Annotated in this window: 13 protein-coding genes; 1 reads left to right on the forward strand and 12 read right to left on the reverse strand. The window is 72.6% G+C overall.

The features are described 5' to 3' along the window. Positions 1-37: 37 nt before the first annotated feature. From ACFYZ3_RS05170 to ACFYZ3_RS05225, 12 genes are all read right to left on the reverse strand, one after another. A complete protein-coding gene (locus tag ACFYZ3_RS05170; RefSeq protein ID WP_388514109.1) occupies positions 38-1,144 on the reverse strand; it encodes an aminopeptidase P family protein in 1,107 nt (368 codons plus the stop codon). A gap of 165 nt (positions 1,145-1,309) precedes the next feature. After that, positions 1,310-2,206, reverse strand: a complete 897-nt coding sequence (locus ACFYZ3_RS05175; RefSeq protein ID WP_388514110.1) for a Pro-rich N-terminal domain-containing protein — start codon at positions 2,204-2,206, stop codon at positions 1,310-1,312. Between the two features lie 167 nt (positions 2,207-2,373). Continuing rightward, positions 2,374-3,465: a 3-dehydroquinate synthase gene (aroB, locus tag ACFYZ3_RS05180; RefSeq protein WP_388514111.1), complete on the reverse strand. Its 1,092-nt coding sequence runs from the start codon at positions 3,463-3,465 to the stop codon at positions 2,374-2,376. Continuing rightward, positions 3,462-3,977, reverse strand: a complete 516-nt coding sequence (locus ACFYZ3_RS05185) for a shikimate kinase (protein ID WP_388514112.1) — start codon at positions 3,975-3,977, stop codon at positions 3,462-3,464. The genes aroB and ACFYZ3_RS05185 overlap by 4 nt, the downstream gene beginning before the upstream one ends. Beyond that, positions 3,974-5,158: a chorismate synthase gene (aroC, locus tag ACFYZ3_RS05190; protein ID WP_388514113.1), complete on the reverse strand. Its 1,185-nt coding sequence runs from the start codon at positions 5,156-5,158 to the stop codon at positions 3,974-3,976. The genes ACFYZ3_RS05185 and aroC overlap by 4 nt, the downstream gene beginning before the upstream one ends. Positions 5,159-5,400: 242 nt before the next feature. Then, on the reverse strand, positions 5,401-5,772 hold the full coding sequence (locus ACFYZ3_RS05195) for a hypothetical protein (protein WP_388514114.1): 372 nt from the start codon (positions 5,770-5,772) through the stop codon (positions 5,401-5,403). Between the two features lie 48 nt (positions 5,773-5,820). After that, positions 5,821-6,660: a shikimate dehydrogenase gene (locus ACFYZ3_RS05200; protein ID WP_388514115.1), complete on the reverse strand. Its 840-nt coding sequence runs from the start codon at positions 6,658-6,660 to the stop codon at positions 5,821-5,823. Beyond that, on the reverse strand, positions 6,641-8,386 hold the full coding sequence (gene mltG, locus ACFYZ3_RS05205; RefSeq protein WP_388514116.1) for an endolytic transglycosylase MltG: 1,746 nt from the start codon (positions 8,384-8,386) through the stop codon (positions 6,641-6,643). Before mltG ends, ACFYZ3_RS05200 begins: the two co-directional genes overlap by 20 nt. Before the next feature lie 128 nt (positions 8,387-8,514). Next, positions 8,515-9,012 carry a Holliday junction resolvase RuvX gene (gene ruvX / locus ACFYZ3_RS05210; RefSeq protein WP_388514841.1) on the reverse strand — a complete coding sequence of 166 codons (498 nt, stop codon included), beginning with the start codon at positions 9,010-9,012 and terminating at the stop codon, positions 8,515-8,517. Between the two features lie 2 nt (positions 9,013-9,014). Then, a complete protein-coding gene (gene alaS / locus ACFYZ3_RS05215; RefSeq protein ID WP_388514118.1) occupies positions 9,015-11,687 on the reverse strand; it encodes an alanine--tRNA ligase in 2,673 nt (890 codons plus the stop codon). Beyond that, complete coding sequence (locus ACFYZ3_RS05220) at positions 11,687-12,064, reverse strand: hypothetical protein (RefSeq protein WP_388514119.1); 378 nt, start codon at positions 12,062-12,064, stop codon at positions 11,687-11,689. Before ACFYZ3_RS05220 ends, alaS begins: the two co-directional genes overlap by 1 nt. A gap of 7 nt (positions 12,065-12,071) precedes the next feature. Beyond that, positions 12,072-12,521, reverse strand: coding sequence for a DUF948 domain-containing protein (locus tag ACFYZ3_RS05225; RefSeq protein ID WP_076973493.1), 450 nt, complete (start codon positions 12,519-12,521; stop codon positions 12,072-12,074). 165 nt (positions 12,522-12,686) lie between these two features. Between ACFYZ3_RS05225 and ACFYZ3_RS05230 the strand changes: the two genes are divergently transcribed. Then, the gene (locus ACFYZ3_RS05230; RefSeq protein WP_388514121.1) at positions 12,687-14,876 is read left to right on the forward strand and encodes an ATP-binding protein; all 2,190 of its coding nucleotides are present in this window, start codon (positions 12,687-12,689) and stop codon (positions 14,874-14,876) included. The last annotated feature ends 11 nt before the right edge of the window (positions 14,877-14,887 follow it).

Genomic DNA, 14,887 nt, shown 5'->3' on the forward strand with positions numbered 1-14,887 from the left:
GACGTGGACGACCCGGGAGCGTACGCACAGCGCGAGGCTAGAGCGCGAGCAGCTCCTTGGTCGTGATGGTGAGTAGCTCGGGTCCGCCGTCCGCCTCGGGGCGCACGACGAGCGTGTCATCGATCCGGACCCCGCCCCGGCCCGGGAGGTGAACCCCCGGTTCGACGGTGACCGGCACACAAGCGTCCAGTTTACCCATGGCCGACGGGGCCAACTGAGGGTCCTCGTCGATTTCGAGTCCGACACCGTGCCCGGTGAGTGCCGGAAGGTGCTCCGCGTACCCCGCGGAGTCCAGTGGCTGGCGGGCCGCGCGGTCCACGTCGCGGCAGGCGGCGCCGGGTGCGAGGGCCTCCCGTCCGGCACGCTGGGCCGAGAAGACGAGGTCGTACAACTCGATCTGCCAGTCGGCCGGCGAGGTGCCGATGACGAACGTACGGCCGATCTCGCAACGGTAGCCGCGGTACGTCGCGCCCAGGCACACCGAGAGGAAGTCGCCCTCCTCGACCCGCCGGTCGGTGGGCCGGTGACCGCGGCGGCCCGAGTTGGGTCCGGTGCCGACGGAGGTGGGAAAGGCGGGGCCGTCGGCGCCGTGGTCGACGAGGCGGCGTTCCAGCTCCAGGGCGAGGTGCCGCTCGGTGCGGCCGACCAGGATGGACTCCAGGAGCTCGCCGAGGGCCTGGTCGGCGATCTCGGCGCCGATGCGCAGGCAGGAGATCTCCTCCTCGTCCTTGACCACCCTCAGCTGCTCGACGGCCTGTCCGAGGTCGGTCAGGCGCAGCGCCGGCGCGACCGAGCGCATGGCGCGGTGCCGGACCACGGTCAGGTGGTGGTCCTCGGTGGCGAGGGACTCGGCGCCCTGGTCCGCGGCAAGGTCGGTGGCCGCGACGGCGGGATCGCCGCCGGGGCCGGGCAGCGCACGCACCGGCAGCGACTCGTCGGGGCGTCCTTGCGTCGGCCGGTCGTCCGGCGGGCCCGAGCAGACCAGCAGGTCCTCGGTCCTGCCGAGGAGCAGCACGGCGCCGTGCGGGGCGGCGCCCGCGAGATACCGCACGTTGGCGGGCCGGGAGACGAGCGCCGCCGCGCTGCCGCCCGCGTTGCAGCGTTCCCGTAGGCGCGTCCGGCGGGCCGCGTAGACCTCTGACATGAGCCGAGCGTATGGCTCCGCCGGTGGGGGCGCCGCTCGGGTGGGCCGAGTGGGCGGGGGCCGGGGACGCGGGGTGCGCCAAGTGGGGTGGGGGCCTGTTGTCGTGTGGCGTCCGGCCGGCCGGTGGGGGCTGGTCGCGCAGTTCCCCGCGCCCCTGCGGGGCGCTTACCAGCTGGGTGGGCTGGCTATGGAGCGGGAGAGGACCTCGTCGAGGAGGTGGGCGGTTTCCGGGATGTCGAGTTGGGAGTTGTCGATGATGGGGAGGCCGGAACCGTACCAGCCGGCCATGCGGCCGTGGATGCGGGCGACCTCCTCGTCGGTGAGGCGCCGGTTGCCGCTGCGTTCGGCGTTGCGCTCCAGGACGATGTCCAGGCCCGGCAGGAGGACGACCGGGAGCAGGCCGGGGCCGACGTGCCGCTTCCAGCCGCCGAGGCCGACGACCGGGCGGTCCGGGAAGACCGCGTCGTCGAGGATGCAGGAGATGCCGTTGGCCAGGAAGTTGCGCGCGGAGAAGCCGCAGGTGCGGCGGGCGAGGCGGTACTGCGCCTCCGAGTGCTCGTTCCACCCGGTCTGGGGGTCGGCGAAGCCGGAGCGCACCCATTCGCGGACGTCGTCGAGGCTGATGTGCGCCGTCGGGACCCGGCGGTGGTCCGCCCAGTACTTGGCCACGCTGGTCTTGCCCGCGCCCGCGGGGCCGATGAGCAGCACCGCGAGGGTGGTCGTGGTGGGGTCGGGCGCGGCGGCCGTGGCCGGGGGCGCGCTGGGCACGGCCACCGGACCGCCGGGCGGCAGCGGCACGTGGCCGGTGGTGTCCGGCGCGGCCGGGCCGGGCGCCGGCTGGTGCGGGGCCGGAACGGGCGCCGGCTGGTGCGGGGCCGGGCCGGGACCCGGGTGCGGGGCCGGGGCCTGCCGCGGTGCCATGGGATACCCCGGCGCCGGAGGGGGCACGGGGGCGGGACCCTGGGGCGGGCCGGGGTGGTGTGCGGCCGGGGACCAACCGAGGGCCGGTCCGTGCCCCGGCTGGTGGGGCGGCGGCAGCGGAGAACCCACGGGGTGCTGCATCCGGTGCCACTCCGTCTCGTACAGGCGATGGGCGCTGACGACGGGAAGGGGGCCCGCCGTCTTGCTACCGAACGGTACCGCCCCCGGCCGTCGTTTGGTGAACGGCCGGGGGTGCCCCGAAGTGCCCGTCCCGCCCGGCGAATCGGGCGGAACGACGCACCGGGGTACTACTCACCCACCTCGCCGTAGGCGGCGAGGAGGACGGCCGGGTCGGGGCCCTCCAGCACGGTGGGCTTGGCGAGGCCGTCCAGGACGATGAAGCGCAGCAGGTCGCCGCGGGACTTCTTGTCGACCTTCATGTTCTCGACCAGCTTGGGCCACTGGTCGTAGCGGTAGTGCAGCGGCAGTCCGACCGCTTCGAGGATGCTGCGGTGGCGGTCGGCGGTGGCGTCGTCCAGCCGCCCGGCCAGGCGGCCCAGTTCGGCGGCGAAGTGCATGCCGACCGATACGGCGGCGCCGTGGCGCCACTTGTAGCGCTCGTTCTTCTCGATGGCGTGGCCGAGGGTGTGGCCGTAGTTCAGGATCTCCCTCAGGCCCGCTTCCTTCAGGTCGGACGAGACGACCTCGGCCTTGACCTTGATGGAGCGCACGATCAGCTCGGCGGTGTGCGGACCGGCCGGCGTCCGGGCGGCCTGCGGGTCGGACTCGATCAGGTCCAGGATCGACGGGTCGGCGATGAAACCGGCCTTGATGACCTCGGCCAGTCCGGAGACGTAGTCGTTGACCGGCAGCGAGTCCAGGGCGGCCAGGTCGCACAGGACACCGGCCGGCGGGTGGAAGGAGCCGACCAGGTTCTTGCCCTCGGCCGTGTTGATGCCGGTCTTGCCGCCGACGGCCGCGTCCACCATGGCCAGCACGGTGGTGGGGACGGCGATCCAGCGCACCCCGCGCAGCCAGGTCGCGGCCACGAATCCGGCCAGGTCGGTGCTGGCACCGCCGCCGACCCCGACGATGACGTCGGTGCGGGTGAACCCGGACTGGCCCAGCGCCTTCCAGCAGTACGCGGCGACCTCGGCGGTCTTGGCCTCCTCGGCGTTGGGCACCTGGATGGCGATCGCCTCGTAGCCCTGCCCCGCGAGGTCGGCGCGCAGCGCGTCACCGGTCTCGGCGAGCGCCTCGGGGTGGATCACCGCGACGCGCTTGGCCTTCGTACCGATCAGGCCGCCCAGCTCGCCCAGGAGCTGACGGCCGACCAGGACCTCGTAGGGGTCGGACCCGGCGGTGCCGCCGACCTGGATGCGGGTGACTGCCTCGCTCATGCTTCTTTCAACTCCACTGCGTCCAGGGCGGCTTCGGCGACTTCTTCGGGCGTACGGCCGTCCGTGGCCACGACGGCCGTGGCGACCTCCTCGTAGAGGTGCCGGCGGGCCTCCATCAGCTCGCGCCACTGCTTGCGCGGGTTGACGGCCAGCAGCGGACGCGCCGCGTTCAGACCGGTGCGCTTGACGGCCTCCTCGACGTCCATCGAGAGGTAGACGACGCGCTGCCCGGCGAGCAGCGCGCGGGTGTCCGCGTCCAGGATCGCGCCGCCGCCGAGGGCGAGGACGCCCTCGTGCTCGGCGAGCGCGGTCCGCACGGCCTCCTTCTCCAGGGTTCGGAAGGCGGCCTCGCCCTCGTCCACGAAGATCTCGGCGATGGCCCGCCCCTGGGCGGTGACGATGTCCTCGTCCGTGTCCCGGTGTCCCGTGCCCAGCCGCTCGGCGAGGAGCTGCCCGACGGTCGACTTGCCGACCCCCATCGGTCCGACCAGGACGATCAGCGGTGCGCTCATCGGATGTCCAGGTTGTCGAGGTAGGAGCGCACGTTGCGGCGGGTCTCGGCCACGCTGTCGCCGCCGAACTTCTCCGCCACCGCGTCCGCGAGGACCAGCGCCACCATCGCCTCGGCGACGATCCCGGCGGCCGGTACCGCGGACACGTCGGAGCGCTGGTGGTGCGCCTGCGCGGCCTCGCCGGTGGCCACGTCCACGGTCTTCAGGGCGCGCGGCACCGTCGCGATCGGCTTCATCGCCGCACGCACCCGCAGCAGCTCACCGGTGGTGAGCCCGCCCTCGGTACCGCCGGAACGGCCCGAGACGCGGCGGATGCCGTCGGGCGTGCCCACGATCTCGTCGTGCGCCTGCGACCCGGGCACCCGGGCCAGCTCGAACCCGTCACCGATCTCGACGCCCTTGATCGCCTGGATGCCCATCAGGGCGCCCGCGAGCCGTGCGTCGAGCTTGCGGTCCCAGTGGACGTGCGAGCCGAGCCCCACCGGCACACCGTAGGCGAGGATCTCCACGACGCCGCCGAGGGTGTCGCCGTCCTTGTGGGCCTGGTCGATCTCGGCGACCATCGCCTTCGACGCGTCCGCGTCCAGGCAGCGCACGGGGTCGGCGTCCAGCTTCTCCACGTCGGCCGGCGTCGGGTACACGCCCCGCGGCGCCTTCGCCGAGGCCAGCTCGACGACATGGCTGACGATCTCGACGCCTGCCGTCTCCTTCAGGTACGACCGGGCCACCGCGCCCAGGGCGACGCGGGCCGCCGTCTCACGGGCGGAGGCGCGCTCGAGGATCGGCCGGGCCTCTTCGAAGCCGTACTTCTGCATCCCGGCGAGGTCCGCGTGGCCGGGGCGCGGCCTGGTCAGCGGGGCGTTGCGCGCGAGGCCGGCCAGCACCTCCGGGTCCACCGGGTCGGCCGCCATGACCTGCTCCCACTTGGGCCACTCGGTGTTGCCGACCATCACGGCGACCGGGGAACCCATGGTCAGCCCGTGCCGGACGCCGCCGAGGAAGGTCACCTCGTCGCGCTCGAACTTCATCCGCGCACCGCGGCCGTATCCGAGCCGCCGCCTGGCCAGGTGGTCCGCCACCATCTCCGTGGTGATCGGCACACCGGCGGGCAGTCCCTCCAGCGTCGCGACGAGTGCGGGGCCGTGGGACTCCCCCGCGGTCAGCCAGCGCAACCTGCTCAACGGTGCTCCTCAGTGCTCGCGCCCCGGTATGCCCCGCGTACGCGCCTTCTTCGCGTACACGACGGTCCGACCGGGTGCGCGGCCCCGGTCCGCCGCCCCCGATCCTCCCACGTCCGGTCGCCGGACCCGGTCGCCGGTCCATTTGCCGGACGCCCGGACGGACACGCGAGGGGACGCGCGAGGGGACACGCGGGGGGACGCGCGAGGGGACACGCGCGACGCACCTACGTCCCAGGACGGCGTCAGGCGGGTCGGTCGCCCTGCCGCTGCGGCGGAGCACAGGAACCGAGGAAGTCCGCGCCGCTCTCCTGCCGCCGTGCGGGAGCGTAGGGGCCGAGGAAGTCGGCCCCGCTCCGCTCCGGCTGCGGTGGTGCGTAGGGCCCCAGGTGGTCACCGCCGGTGCCCTGCCCCTGCCGCGCCGCCCCGGGCAGGGGCGGCCCCGCGTGACGCGCGCGCCGCCGGGCGATGCCGCGCCGCACCTTGACCACCCAGCTGGCGACGACGGCGAGCACGATCAGGGCGAGCACCGTGATCTGCACCCAGTCCGGCAGGAAACCCAGGACGGCCTCGAAGATCTGGGTCTTGGCGGAGGCCAGTGGCACGCCTGTGTACATGGATCGTCTTCCCCTCCCGTTCCGCCCCCTGCGGAACCGGACGGGATCCTAGCGATCCGCGAGCGCGCGCTCCCCCGCTTTTCGCATGGCGGCCAGCGGTGCGGGCGCCCGGCCGGTCATCTGCTCCACCTGAAGCACGGCCTGGTGGAGCAGCAGGTCGAGGCCGCTGACGACGGCACCGCCGTGCGCCGACCAGCGGGCGGCGAGCGGGGTGGGCCAGGGGTCGTAGAGCACGTCGAAGAGCGTGGTGGGCATCTCGGGGACGGCGGCCGCGAGCGCGTCGGTGGCACCGGCCGGGGTGGTGGCCACGACCAGCGGGGCGCGCAGTGCCTCCGCGGCGTCCGCCCAGTCGGCGAGGCGTACGTCGACGCCGAGCCGTTCCGCCCAGCCCCGCATCTCCGCGGCGCGCGCCGCGCTGCGCACGTGGACCGTGACCTCGCCGGTGCAGATCCGGGCCAGCGCGGCGAGCGCGGAGGACGCGGTGGCGCCGGCGCCGAGGATCGCGGCGGACTCGACCTTCTCGATGCCGTGCTCGCGCAGGGCGGCGACGATGCCGGGGATGTCGGTGTTGTCGCCGGTCCTGCGGCCGTCCTCGGTGAGGACGACGGTGTTCACCGCGTCCACGGAGGCGGCCGTCTCGCTGACCGAGTCGAGCAGCGGGATCACCGCCCGCTTGAGCGGCATGGTCAGCGACAGCCCCGCCCACTCGGGCCCCAGCCCTTCGAAGAAGCCCGGCAGGGCCGCCTCGTCCACGTCGAAGCGGTCGTACGTCCAGTCCGCGAGGCCCAGCTCCGCGTAGGCGGCGCGGTGCAGCGCCGGGGAGAGGGAGTGGGCGATCGGGGAGCCGAGTACGGCGGCCCGGCGCCGGTCAGTTGCCGGAGCTGGCATCGAACTTGTCCTTCAGCTTCAGGAACTCGTCGTGGGTCTTGGCGAACTCGGTCTTCTTCACGCCGTCGGTGGCCACGAAGTAGATCCAGCCGTCCTCGGTGGGGTTGAGCGCCGCCTGCAGGGCCTCTTCGCCGGGGTTGCTGATGGGTCCGGGCGGCAGGCCCCGGTGGTAGTAGGTGTTGTACGGGTCCGGGTTGGTGTTGATCTCGGACTCGCTGATGTGGATCTTGCTCTGGCGCATGAGGTAGTTGAAGGTCGAGTCGAACTGGAGCTTCTGGTTCGTCTCGGTGTTGTCGGTCTTGAGCCTGTTGTAGATGACCTCGGCCATCTTGCGGAAGTCGTCGTGCGTCTTGCCCTCCGCCTGCACCAGGCTCGCTGCGGTGAGCAGTTCCCACGGGCCTTCCAGGCCGAGACCCTCCGCCTTCTGCTCCAGGCCGATCTTCTCGTACTGCTCGTTGGCACGTGCCACCATCTGCTTGAGCACGTCCTCGGGCTTCTGCCCCTTGGCCGCCGAGTAGCTGGACGGGTAGAGGAAGCCCTCCAGGGGGTCCTTGACGTCCTTGTGGTTCAGCGCCCAGTCGGGCAGGCCGAGGCTCTTGTACTCGGACTTGGCGACCTTGGCGGTGGTGCCGTCCTTCACTTCGAGGCGTTTGTCGATGAGCTTGTAGACGTCGGCGTTGCGCCTGCCCTCGGCGATGATCAGGTTGCTGCGGCTCTTCGGGCTGAGCAGGAGTTCGACCGCGCTCTCGGCCGACATCTCCTTCTGCAGCGTGTAGACGCCGTCCTGGATGCTCTTGCCGCGGGGGTTGCTCTGCTGGGCGGCGATGAACGCGTCGACGCTCTTCACCACGCCCTGCCGCTTGAGTTCCTGGCCGATCGTGGAACCGCCCGCGCCCTTGGGGATGGTGACGGTCACCTGCTCGCCGTTGCCGCCGCCCGCGTAGTCCGGGGCCGCGCCGAAACGATCCTGGTAAAACTGGTAGCCGAAATATCCGATGCCCGCCACGCCGCCGCCGAACACCAGGCAGACCACCAGACAGGCGCATCCGCTGCGGCGTTTCTTGGGCTTGCCGCCACCCCTGGTTCTGCGGTCCTCCCGGCTGTCGCGGCCGTCGCCCGGCGCGTCGTCGTCCTCGTCCGCGTCCCCGCCGGCGAAGAAGGCGTGCTCGCCCTCGTCCGGTCCGGGGTCCCAGTCGGTGCGCTGCGGCTCGGGCTCGGCGCGCCTGCGGGTGGGCGGCTCCGGCGGCGGGTACGCCTCGGGGGTGCCGTAGAAGTCGGGCTGCTCGGCGCCGTAGCCGCCGGCCTGCTGTCCGTAGGGGTCGGACGGGTCGGCCGGGTACTGCGCCTGGGGGTGTGCGCCTGCGCCCCAGCCGCCGTCGTCGTAGCCCTGCTGCGGCTGGGCCTGGGGTGCGTACTGCTGGTCGTACTGCTGCTGACCGTACTGGTGCTGGTCGTACTGGGGCTGACCGTACGGGTCGTACTGCGGTTCGGGGTACTGGTGGGCGTACTGGTCGTACTGGGGCTGCCCGCCGTACGACGACTGGTCGCCGTTGCTCCAGTCGCCGTAACCCTGCTGCGCCTGCTGCTCCGGATACTGCTGCGGCTGGCCGCCGTAGGGGGACTGCTGGCCCGCCTGGGCCTGCTGTCCGCCCCATCCGCCGTCCCCGTACAACGGGTCCTCCGGATGCCACGGTTCGGAGCCTGGGCCCCGGCCATACTCAGTCATCGATCCCCTAGAGCCGCGAGGCGACGGGGACCGGGGCCCTTGCCGAAGAGCCCGCTTCCGTTCCGCCTCTTGCTGTGCGGTGGCTGTTCGAATGCCTCCGCATCGCGCGGAACGTTACCGTACCGCGATCAGATGACCACTTCGACGCCCTCGCCGGGTGGCCTGCCTGACACCCGTTCGGATTCCAGGGCCTGCTGGAGGATGATCACGGCGGCGGCCTGGTCGATGACGGACCGGCCCTTCTTGGACCTCACTCCGGAGGCGCGCAGCCCCTGGCCGGCGGTGACCGTCGTCATGCGTTCGTCCACCAGCCGGATTGGGACGGGCGCGATGCCCCTGGCCAGCTCCTGCGTGAAGCGCCTGACCTTGGCCGCGGCCGGGCCCTCGCCCCCCTTGAGGGAGCGCGGGAGGCCGACGACGACCTCGATGGGCTCGTACTCCGCGACCAGCTGCCGCAGCCGCCGGTGCGCCGCCGGGACGTCGCGGCCGGGGACGGTCTCCACGGGGGTGGCGAGGATGCCGTCGGGGTCGCAGGACGCGACCCCGATACGGGCGTCGCCGACGTCGACGGCCAGGCGACGGCCACGACGCATCTTCGGGCCGTCCGCCTGGTCGTTCTCGGGCATGCTCACTTGGCGGTGTCCGCCACGAGGCGCTCGACGGCGTCGACGGCGTCGCCGATGGCGGCCGCGTTCTGGCCGCCGCCCTGGGCGACGTCCGGCTTGCCGCCACCGCCGCCGCCGAGGGTCTTGGCGGCGGTGCGCACCAGGTCACCGGCCTTGAGACCGCGCTCGCGGGCGGCCTCGTTGGTGGCGATGACCGTGAGGGGCTTGCCGTTGACCGTCGTGAACAGGGCCACGACCGCCGCCCGGCCGCCCTGGATGCGGCCGCGCACGTCGAGGACCAGCTTGCGCAGGTCGTCGGCGGTGGTGCCGTCCGGGACCTGACCGGTCACCAGGGCCACGCCGCGCACGTCCTTGGCGGAGTCGGCGAGGCCGCCGGCGGCCTGGAGGACCTTCTCGGCCCGGAACTTCTCGATCTCCTTCTCGGCGTCCTTGAGCTTGCCGAGCATGGCGGAGACCTTCTCCGGCAGCTCCTCCGGACGGCCCTTGATCAGCTCCTGGAGCTGGGCGACGACCGTGTGCTCGCGGGCGAGGAAGTTGTAGGCGTCCACGCCGACCAGCGCCTCGATCCGGCGCACACCGGAACCGATGGAGGACTCGCCGAGCAGCTTGACCAGGCCGAGCTGGGCGGTGTTGTGCACGTGGGTGCCGCCGCACAGCTCCTTGGAGAAGTCGCCGATGGTGACGACGCGCACGCGCTCGCCGTACTTCTCGCCGAACTCGGCGATGGCGCCCTGCTTCTTGGCCTCGTCGATGCCCATGACGTCGGCGCGCACGTCGAGGTCGCGGGCGAGCACCTCGTTGATCTTCTGCTCGACGTCGGTCATCACGGCCGTCGGCACGGCGGACGGCGAGCCGAAGTCGAAGCGGAAGCGGCCGGGCTGGTTCTCGGAACCGGCCTGCGCGGCTGTCGGGCCGAGGGCGTCGCGCAGGGCCTGGTGGGTGAGGTGGGTCGCCGAGTGGGCGCGGGCGATGGCATGGCGGCGGCGGTCGTCGATGGAGGCCTGGGCCTTGGCACCGACGGTGACCTCGCCGACCTGGACGACGCCCTTGTGGACGTACACGCCCGGCACCGGCTTCTGGCAGTCGCGGACCTCGATCACGGCGCCGGTGTCGACCCGGATCCGGCCGGTGTCGCCGATCTGGCCGCCGCCCTCGGCGTAGAACGGGGTGCGGTCCAGGACGATCTCGACCTCGTCGCCCTCGGTGGCGGCCGGGGAGGAGGCGCCGTCGACGAGGATGCCGACGATCGTGGACTCGCTCTCGGTGTCGGTGTAGCCGACGAAGTCGGTGGCACCGGCCTTGTCGGCGATCTCCCGGTAGGCACCGGCACCGGCGTGACCGGTCTTCTTGGCCTGGGCGTCGGCCTTGGCGCGCTCCCGCTGCTCCTTCATCAGGCGGCGGAAGCCGTCCTCGTCCACGGAGAGCCCCTGCTCGGCGGCCATCTCCAGGGTGAGGTCGATCGGGAAGCCCCAGGTGTCGTGGAGCAGGAACGCCTTGTCACCGGCGAGGACGCTGCCGCCCGCGGCCTTGGTGTCGGTGACGGCGGTGTCGAGGATGTTGGTGCCGGCCTTCAGCGTCTTGAGGAAGGCGTTCTCCTCGGCGAGGGCGACCTTCTCGATGCGCTCGCGGTCGGTGATCAGTTCGGGGTACTGCTGCCCCATCATCTCGATCACGACGTCGATGAGGTCCTTGACGACCGGCCCGGTGGCGCCGAGCAGGCGCATGTTGCGGATGGCGCGGCGCATGATGCGGCGCAGCACGTAGCCGCGGCCCTCGTTGCCGGGGGTGACGCCGTCGCCGATGAGCATCACGGAGGTGCGCATGTGGTCGGTGACCACGCGCAGGGACACGTCCGAGGCCTGGGCGTCGCCGTAGGCCACGCCGGTCAGTTCGGTGGCCTTCTTGATGACGGCCATGGAGGTGTCGATCTCGTACATGTTCTGCACGCCCTGCAGAATCATGGCGAGGCGTTCCAGACCGAGGCCGGTGTCGATGTTCTTGCTCGGCAGCTCGCCGAGGATCTCGAACTCCTCCTTGCCGATGCCCTCGCCCCGCTCGTACTGCATGAAGACGAGGTTCCAGATCTCCACGTACCGCTCGTCGTTGACGGCGGGGCCACCCTCGGCGCCGAACTCGGGGCCGCGGTCGTAGTTGATCTCGGAGCAGGGGCCGCAGGGGCCGGGGACGCCCATGGACCAGTAGTTGTCCTTCTTGCCGAGGCGCTGGATGCGCTCGGAGGGCACGCCCACGACGTCGTGCCAGATGCGCTCGGCCTCGTCGTCGTCCTTGTAGACGGTGATCCACAGGCGCTCGGGGTCGAGGCCGTAACCGCCCTTGTCCTGGGGGCTGGTGAGCAGCTCCCAGGCGTACTTGATGGCGCCTTCCTTGAAGTAGTCGCCGAAGGAGAAGTTGCCGCACATCTGGAAGAACGTGCCGTGGCGGGTGGTCTTGCCGACCTCTTCGATGTCCGGCGTGCGCACGCACTTCTGCACGCTGGTGGCGCGGTCGAAGGGCGGCTTGACCTCACCCAGGAAGTAGGGCTTGAAGGGCACCATGCCGGCCGGGACGAGGAGCAGAGTCGGGTCGTCCGCGATGAGCGACGCCGAAGGGACGACGGTGTGACCGCGCTCCTCGAAGAAGCTCAACCAGCGGCGACGAATCTCGGCCGACTCCATCAGTGGTCCTCATTCCGGTTGTACGAGTGCGTCGTCCTGTCGTCGGCGACGTACTTCGGGTTGCTGCTGTTGCTGTTCTCGATGGCGTGGCGGGACCGCGGGGCGGCGAGCCCGTGGTTGAGGGGGCCCGGGTCGACGGGGGCCTTCAGGCCCAGCGCGTCGTCCAGTTCGGCCTCCCGCTGGGCCATGTTGTCGCGGACGTCGAGCGCGAAACCCACCGCGCGGTCCCTGACCCGGGTGCCCACGTCGAGCGCCTTGTTCGCCGCGGTGGCGGCGAGGCTGTCGGGGGTGAGCTGCTTGAGCTTCCGGTTGACCTTGGTGGTGGCCCACACACCGGCGGCCACGCCGGTGCCGAACCAGAACGTACGGCGGAACATCGCTCGGTCAGCCCTTCTTCCGCTTCGTCCGCCGCGCGGCCGGGAGCGTGCGGCCCACGATCACGGTACGCCGCGCCTGGGCGGCCGGGGCGGACATGTCCTCCTTGCGACCGCCGAGTGCCCGGCGCACGCCGTACCCGAACGCCGCGACCTTGACCAGCGGGCCGCCGAAGGTGGAGGCCACGGTGGTGGACAGCGCGGAGGCGTTCGAGGTGACCTCCTGGACGTCGGAGGCGATCGCGTCGACCCGGTCGATCTGGGTCTGCGCGCTGCGCACCGCCGCCGAGGCGTCGGCCAGCAGCGGGACCGCCTGGTCGGTCACGTCCGCCACGAGCTTGGTGGTCGTCCTGAGCGTCTGGGCCAGCCTCGCCAGTGCGACGGCGAGGAAGGAGACCAGGATCGCCCAGAAGACGGCCACCAGGATCCCGGCCACCTCGCCACCGGACACTGTGTGCACCCGCTCCCTGAAAGACGTGCCTGAACATCGGGAAAGTCGTGCACCGAGCCTATCGCGCCGGGCGCGGGGCTCCGCACCGGATTCCCCGTCGCGCGCGGCGCGGTGCGGTCGGGTTCGGCGAAGCGATTGTACGGAGTGAATACGGTTCAGTACGCTCCGTGTTTCATGCGAGACCATCGGAGCGACGGCATCCCGCACGGCAATCTCCCACTGGAGCTCGACACCTTCGTCGGGAGAGGGGCACAGCTGGCGGAGCTGGCGCGGACGCTGGACTCCGCACGACTGGTGACGGTCACCGGCTCCGGTGGTGTCGGCAAGTCCCGGCTGGCCGCGCGGGCGGCCGCGCGCCGCTCGCCCCGGGACGGGGTGTGGCGGGTGCAGTTGGCGCCGGTGCGGGACGAGGAGTTCGTCGACTACGCGGTCGTGGAGGCGCTGGGCCTGACCGACCACACGACCCGGCTGCCCCGGGAGACGCTGCTCGCGCACCTGGCCGAACGGGAGCTGCTGCTGCTCCTGGACGGGGTCGAGCACCTGGTGGACGCCTGCGCGGCGCTGGTGACCGAGCTGCTGGGTCGTGCTCCGGGGCTCCGGGTGCTGGCCGTGGGGCGCAGACCGCTGGGCGTGGCCGGCGAGCGGCTGGTTCCGCTGGCGCCGCTGGAGACGGAGGAGGCGGTCGAGCTGCTGACGGTCCGGGCCGGGCAGCGGAGCGTCACCTGCGGCTACGACGCGGACCCGGACGCGGACCAGCGGGAGGTGCGCGAGCTGTGCCGGCGTCTTGACGGCATCCCGCTGGCGATCGAACTGGCGGCGGGGCGCCTGGGCGCGCTGTCGCCGGGGCAGGTGCTGCGCCGCCTCGACGACCGGTTCCGGCTGCTGACGGGCGGGGACCGCACCGCGCTGCCCCGGCACCGGACGCTGCGCACGGCGATCGGCTGGAGCCACGAGCTGTGCACGCCGCCGGAGCGGCTGCTGTGGGCGCGCCTTTCGGTGTTCGCCGGGCCGTTCGACCTGGAGGCCGCCGAGTACGTGTGCAGCGGGGACGGGATGCCGGCCGACGACGTGCTCGACGTGCTCTCCGCGCTGCTCGCCCAGTCCGTGCTGACCCGCGAGGAGACGCCGGCCGGGGTGCGCTACCGGATGCTCGACACGGTACGGGCGTACGGCGCCGACTGGCTGGAGGCGACGGGGGACGCGGACCGGCTGCGGCGGCGGCACCGGGACTGGTACGTGGGCCTGGCCACCTGGTGCGAGCTGGAGTGGTTCTCGCCGCGCCAGGGCGAGGTCGCGGCGCGGGTGGACGCGGAGCTGCCGAATCTGCGCAGCGCCCTGGAGCAGTGTCTGGACGAGCCGGACGGCGCGCACCTGGGCCAGTACCTGGCGGGCGCCCTGTGGTTCCACTGGGTCGGCTGCGGACGGCTCTCGGAGGGGCGGCACTGGCTGGAGCAGGCGGTGCGGCTGGACGCGGAGCCGACGGCGGGCGAGCAGTCGCGGCTGAAGGCGCTGTGGGTGCTCGCCTACGTGGCGATCCTCCAGGGCGACACGGTGCCCGCGCTGGCGGCGCTCCAGGAGTGCCGCCAGGAGGCGGAGCGCTCGGCGAATCCCACGGCGGTGGCGTACGCGGAGCACCGCACCGGCTGTCTGGCGCTGGTGACGGACGACCTGCCGCGCGCGGAGACGCTGCTGCGTTCGGCGCTGCACCGCTACCGGGAGATCGGCGAGCTGAACAGCAACGTGCTGATGGGCCAGGTGGAACTGGCGATGGCCCGGGCCTTCCAGGGCGATCTGCCGGACGCGGTGCGCCTGTGCGAGGACGTGCGCCAGGTGTGCGAGGACCACGGCGAGCGCTGGGCCCGCGGGTACGCCCTGTACGTCCTCGCCTACGCGGCCTGGAGCGACGGCGAGCCGGTGCGCGCCCGCGAGCTGCTGGCCGACTGCCTGGGCAGTGCGCACCGTTTCCGCGACCAGCTGGGCTCGGTGCTCGCGGTGGAGCTGCTGGCCCTGGTCACGGTGGCGGAGGGCGACGCGGCGGAGGCGGCGGTGCTCCAGGGGGCGGCGGGGCGGATGTGGCCGTCGGTGGGACTGCCGCTGTTCGGCTCGGCGCACTACAACGCGCCGCACGAGCTGTGCGAGGCCGCTGCCCGGGAGCAGCTGGGCGACGAGCGGTACGAGGAGTGCGTACGGCACGGGACGCTGCTCGGCCGCCGGGAGGCGGTGGCGCGGGCGCTGCGCCGGCCCGGTGCGAGGGCCTCGCTGCCGGCGCCGCGCCCGGCTGCCGTGCGGCGGGCTCCGGCGGGCGCCCGGACGGCGAAGCCCGCCGCCTCGCCCACCCGGAAGGGCGGGGAGACGGCGGGCTGAGGTACTGCTGG

The sequence above is a fragment of the Streptomyces sp. NPDC001599 genome (genome assembly GCF_042893535.1).
GTDB lineage: Bacteria > Actinomycetota > Actinomycetes > Streptomycetales > Streptomycetaceae > Streptomyces.

What these genes read in the sequence shown, in the direction of transcription:
- ACFYZ3_RS05170 (WP_388514109.1), bottom strand. Translation starts at nt 1,144, where the DNA reads ATGTCAGAGGTCTACGCGGCCCGCCGGACGCGCCTACGGGAACGCTGC.
- ACFYZ3_RS05175 (WP_388514110.1), bottom strand. Translation starts at nt 2,206, where the DNA reads ATGCAGCACCCCGTGGGTTCTCCGCTGCCGCCGCCCCACCAGCCGGGG.
- aroB (WP_388514111.1), bottom strand. Translation starts at nt 3,465, where the DNA reads ATGAGCGAGGCAGTCACCCGCATCCAGGTCGGCGGCACCGCCGGGTCC.
- ACFYZ3_RS05185 (WP_388514112.1), bottom strand. Translation starts at nt 3,977, where the DNA reads ATGAGCGCACCGCTGATCGTCCTGGTCGGACCGATGGGGGTCGGCAAG.
- ACFYZ3_RS05195 (WP_388514114.1), bottom strand. Translation starts at nt 5,772, where the DNA reads ATGTACACAGGCGTGCCACTGGCCTCCGCCAAGACCCAGATCTTCGAG.
- ACFYZ3_RS05200 (WP_388514115.1), bottom strand. Translation starts at nt 6,660, where the DNA reads ATGCCAGCTCCGGCAACTGACCGGCGCCGGGCCGCCGTACTCGGCTCC.
- mltG (WP_388514116.1), bottom strand. Translation starts at nt 8,386, where the DNA reads ATGACTGAGTATGGCCGGGGCCCAGGCTCCGAACCGTGGCATCCGGAG.
- ruvX (WP_388514841.1), bottom strand. Translation starts at nt 9,012, where the DNA reads ATGCCCGAGAACGACCAGGCGGACGGCCCGAAGATGCGTCGTGGCCGT.
- alaS (WP_388514118.1), bottom strand. Translation starts at nt 11,687, where the DNA reads ATGGAGTCGGCCGAGATTCGTCGCCGCTGGTTGAGCTTCTTCGAGGAG.
- ACFYZ3_RS05220 (WP_388514119.1), bottom strand. Translation starts at nt 12,064, where the DNA reads ATGTTCCGCCGTACGTTCTGGTTCGGCACCGGCGTGGCCGCCGGTGTG.
- ACFYZ3_RS05230 (WP_388514121.1), top strand. Translation starts at nt 12,687, where the DNA reads ATGCGAGACCATCGGAGCGACGGCATCCCGCACGGCAATCTCCCACTG.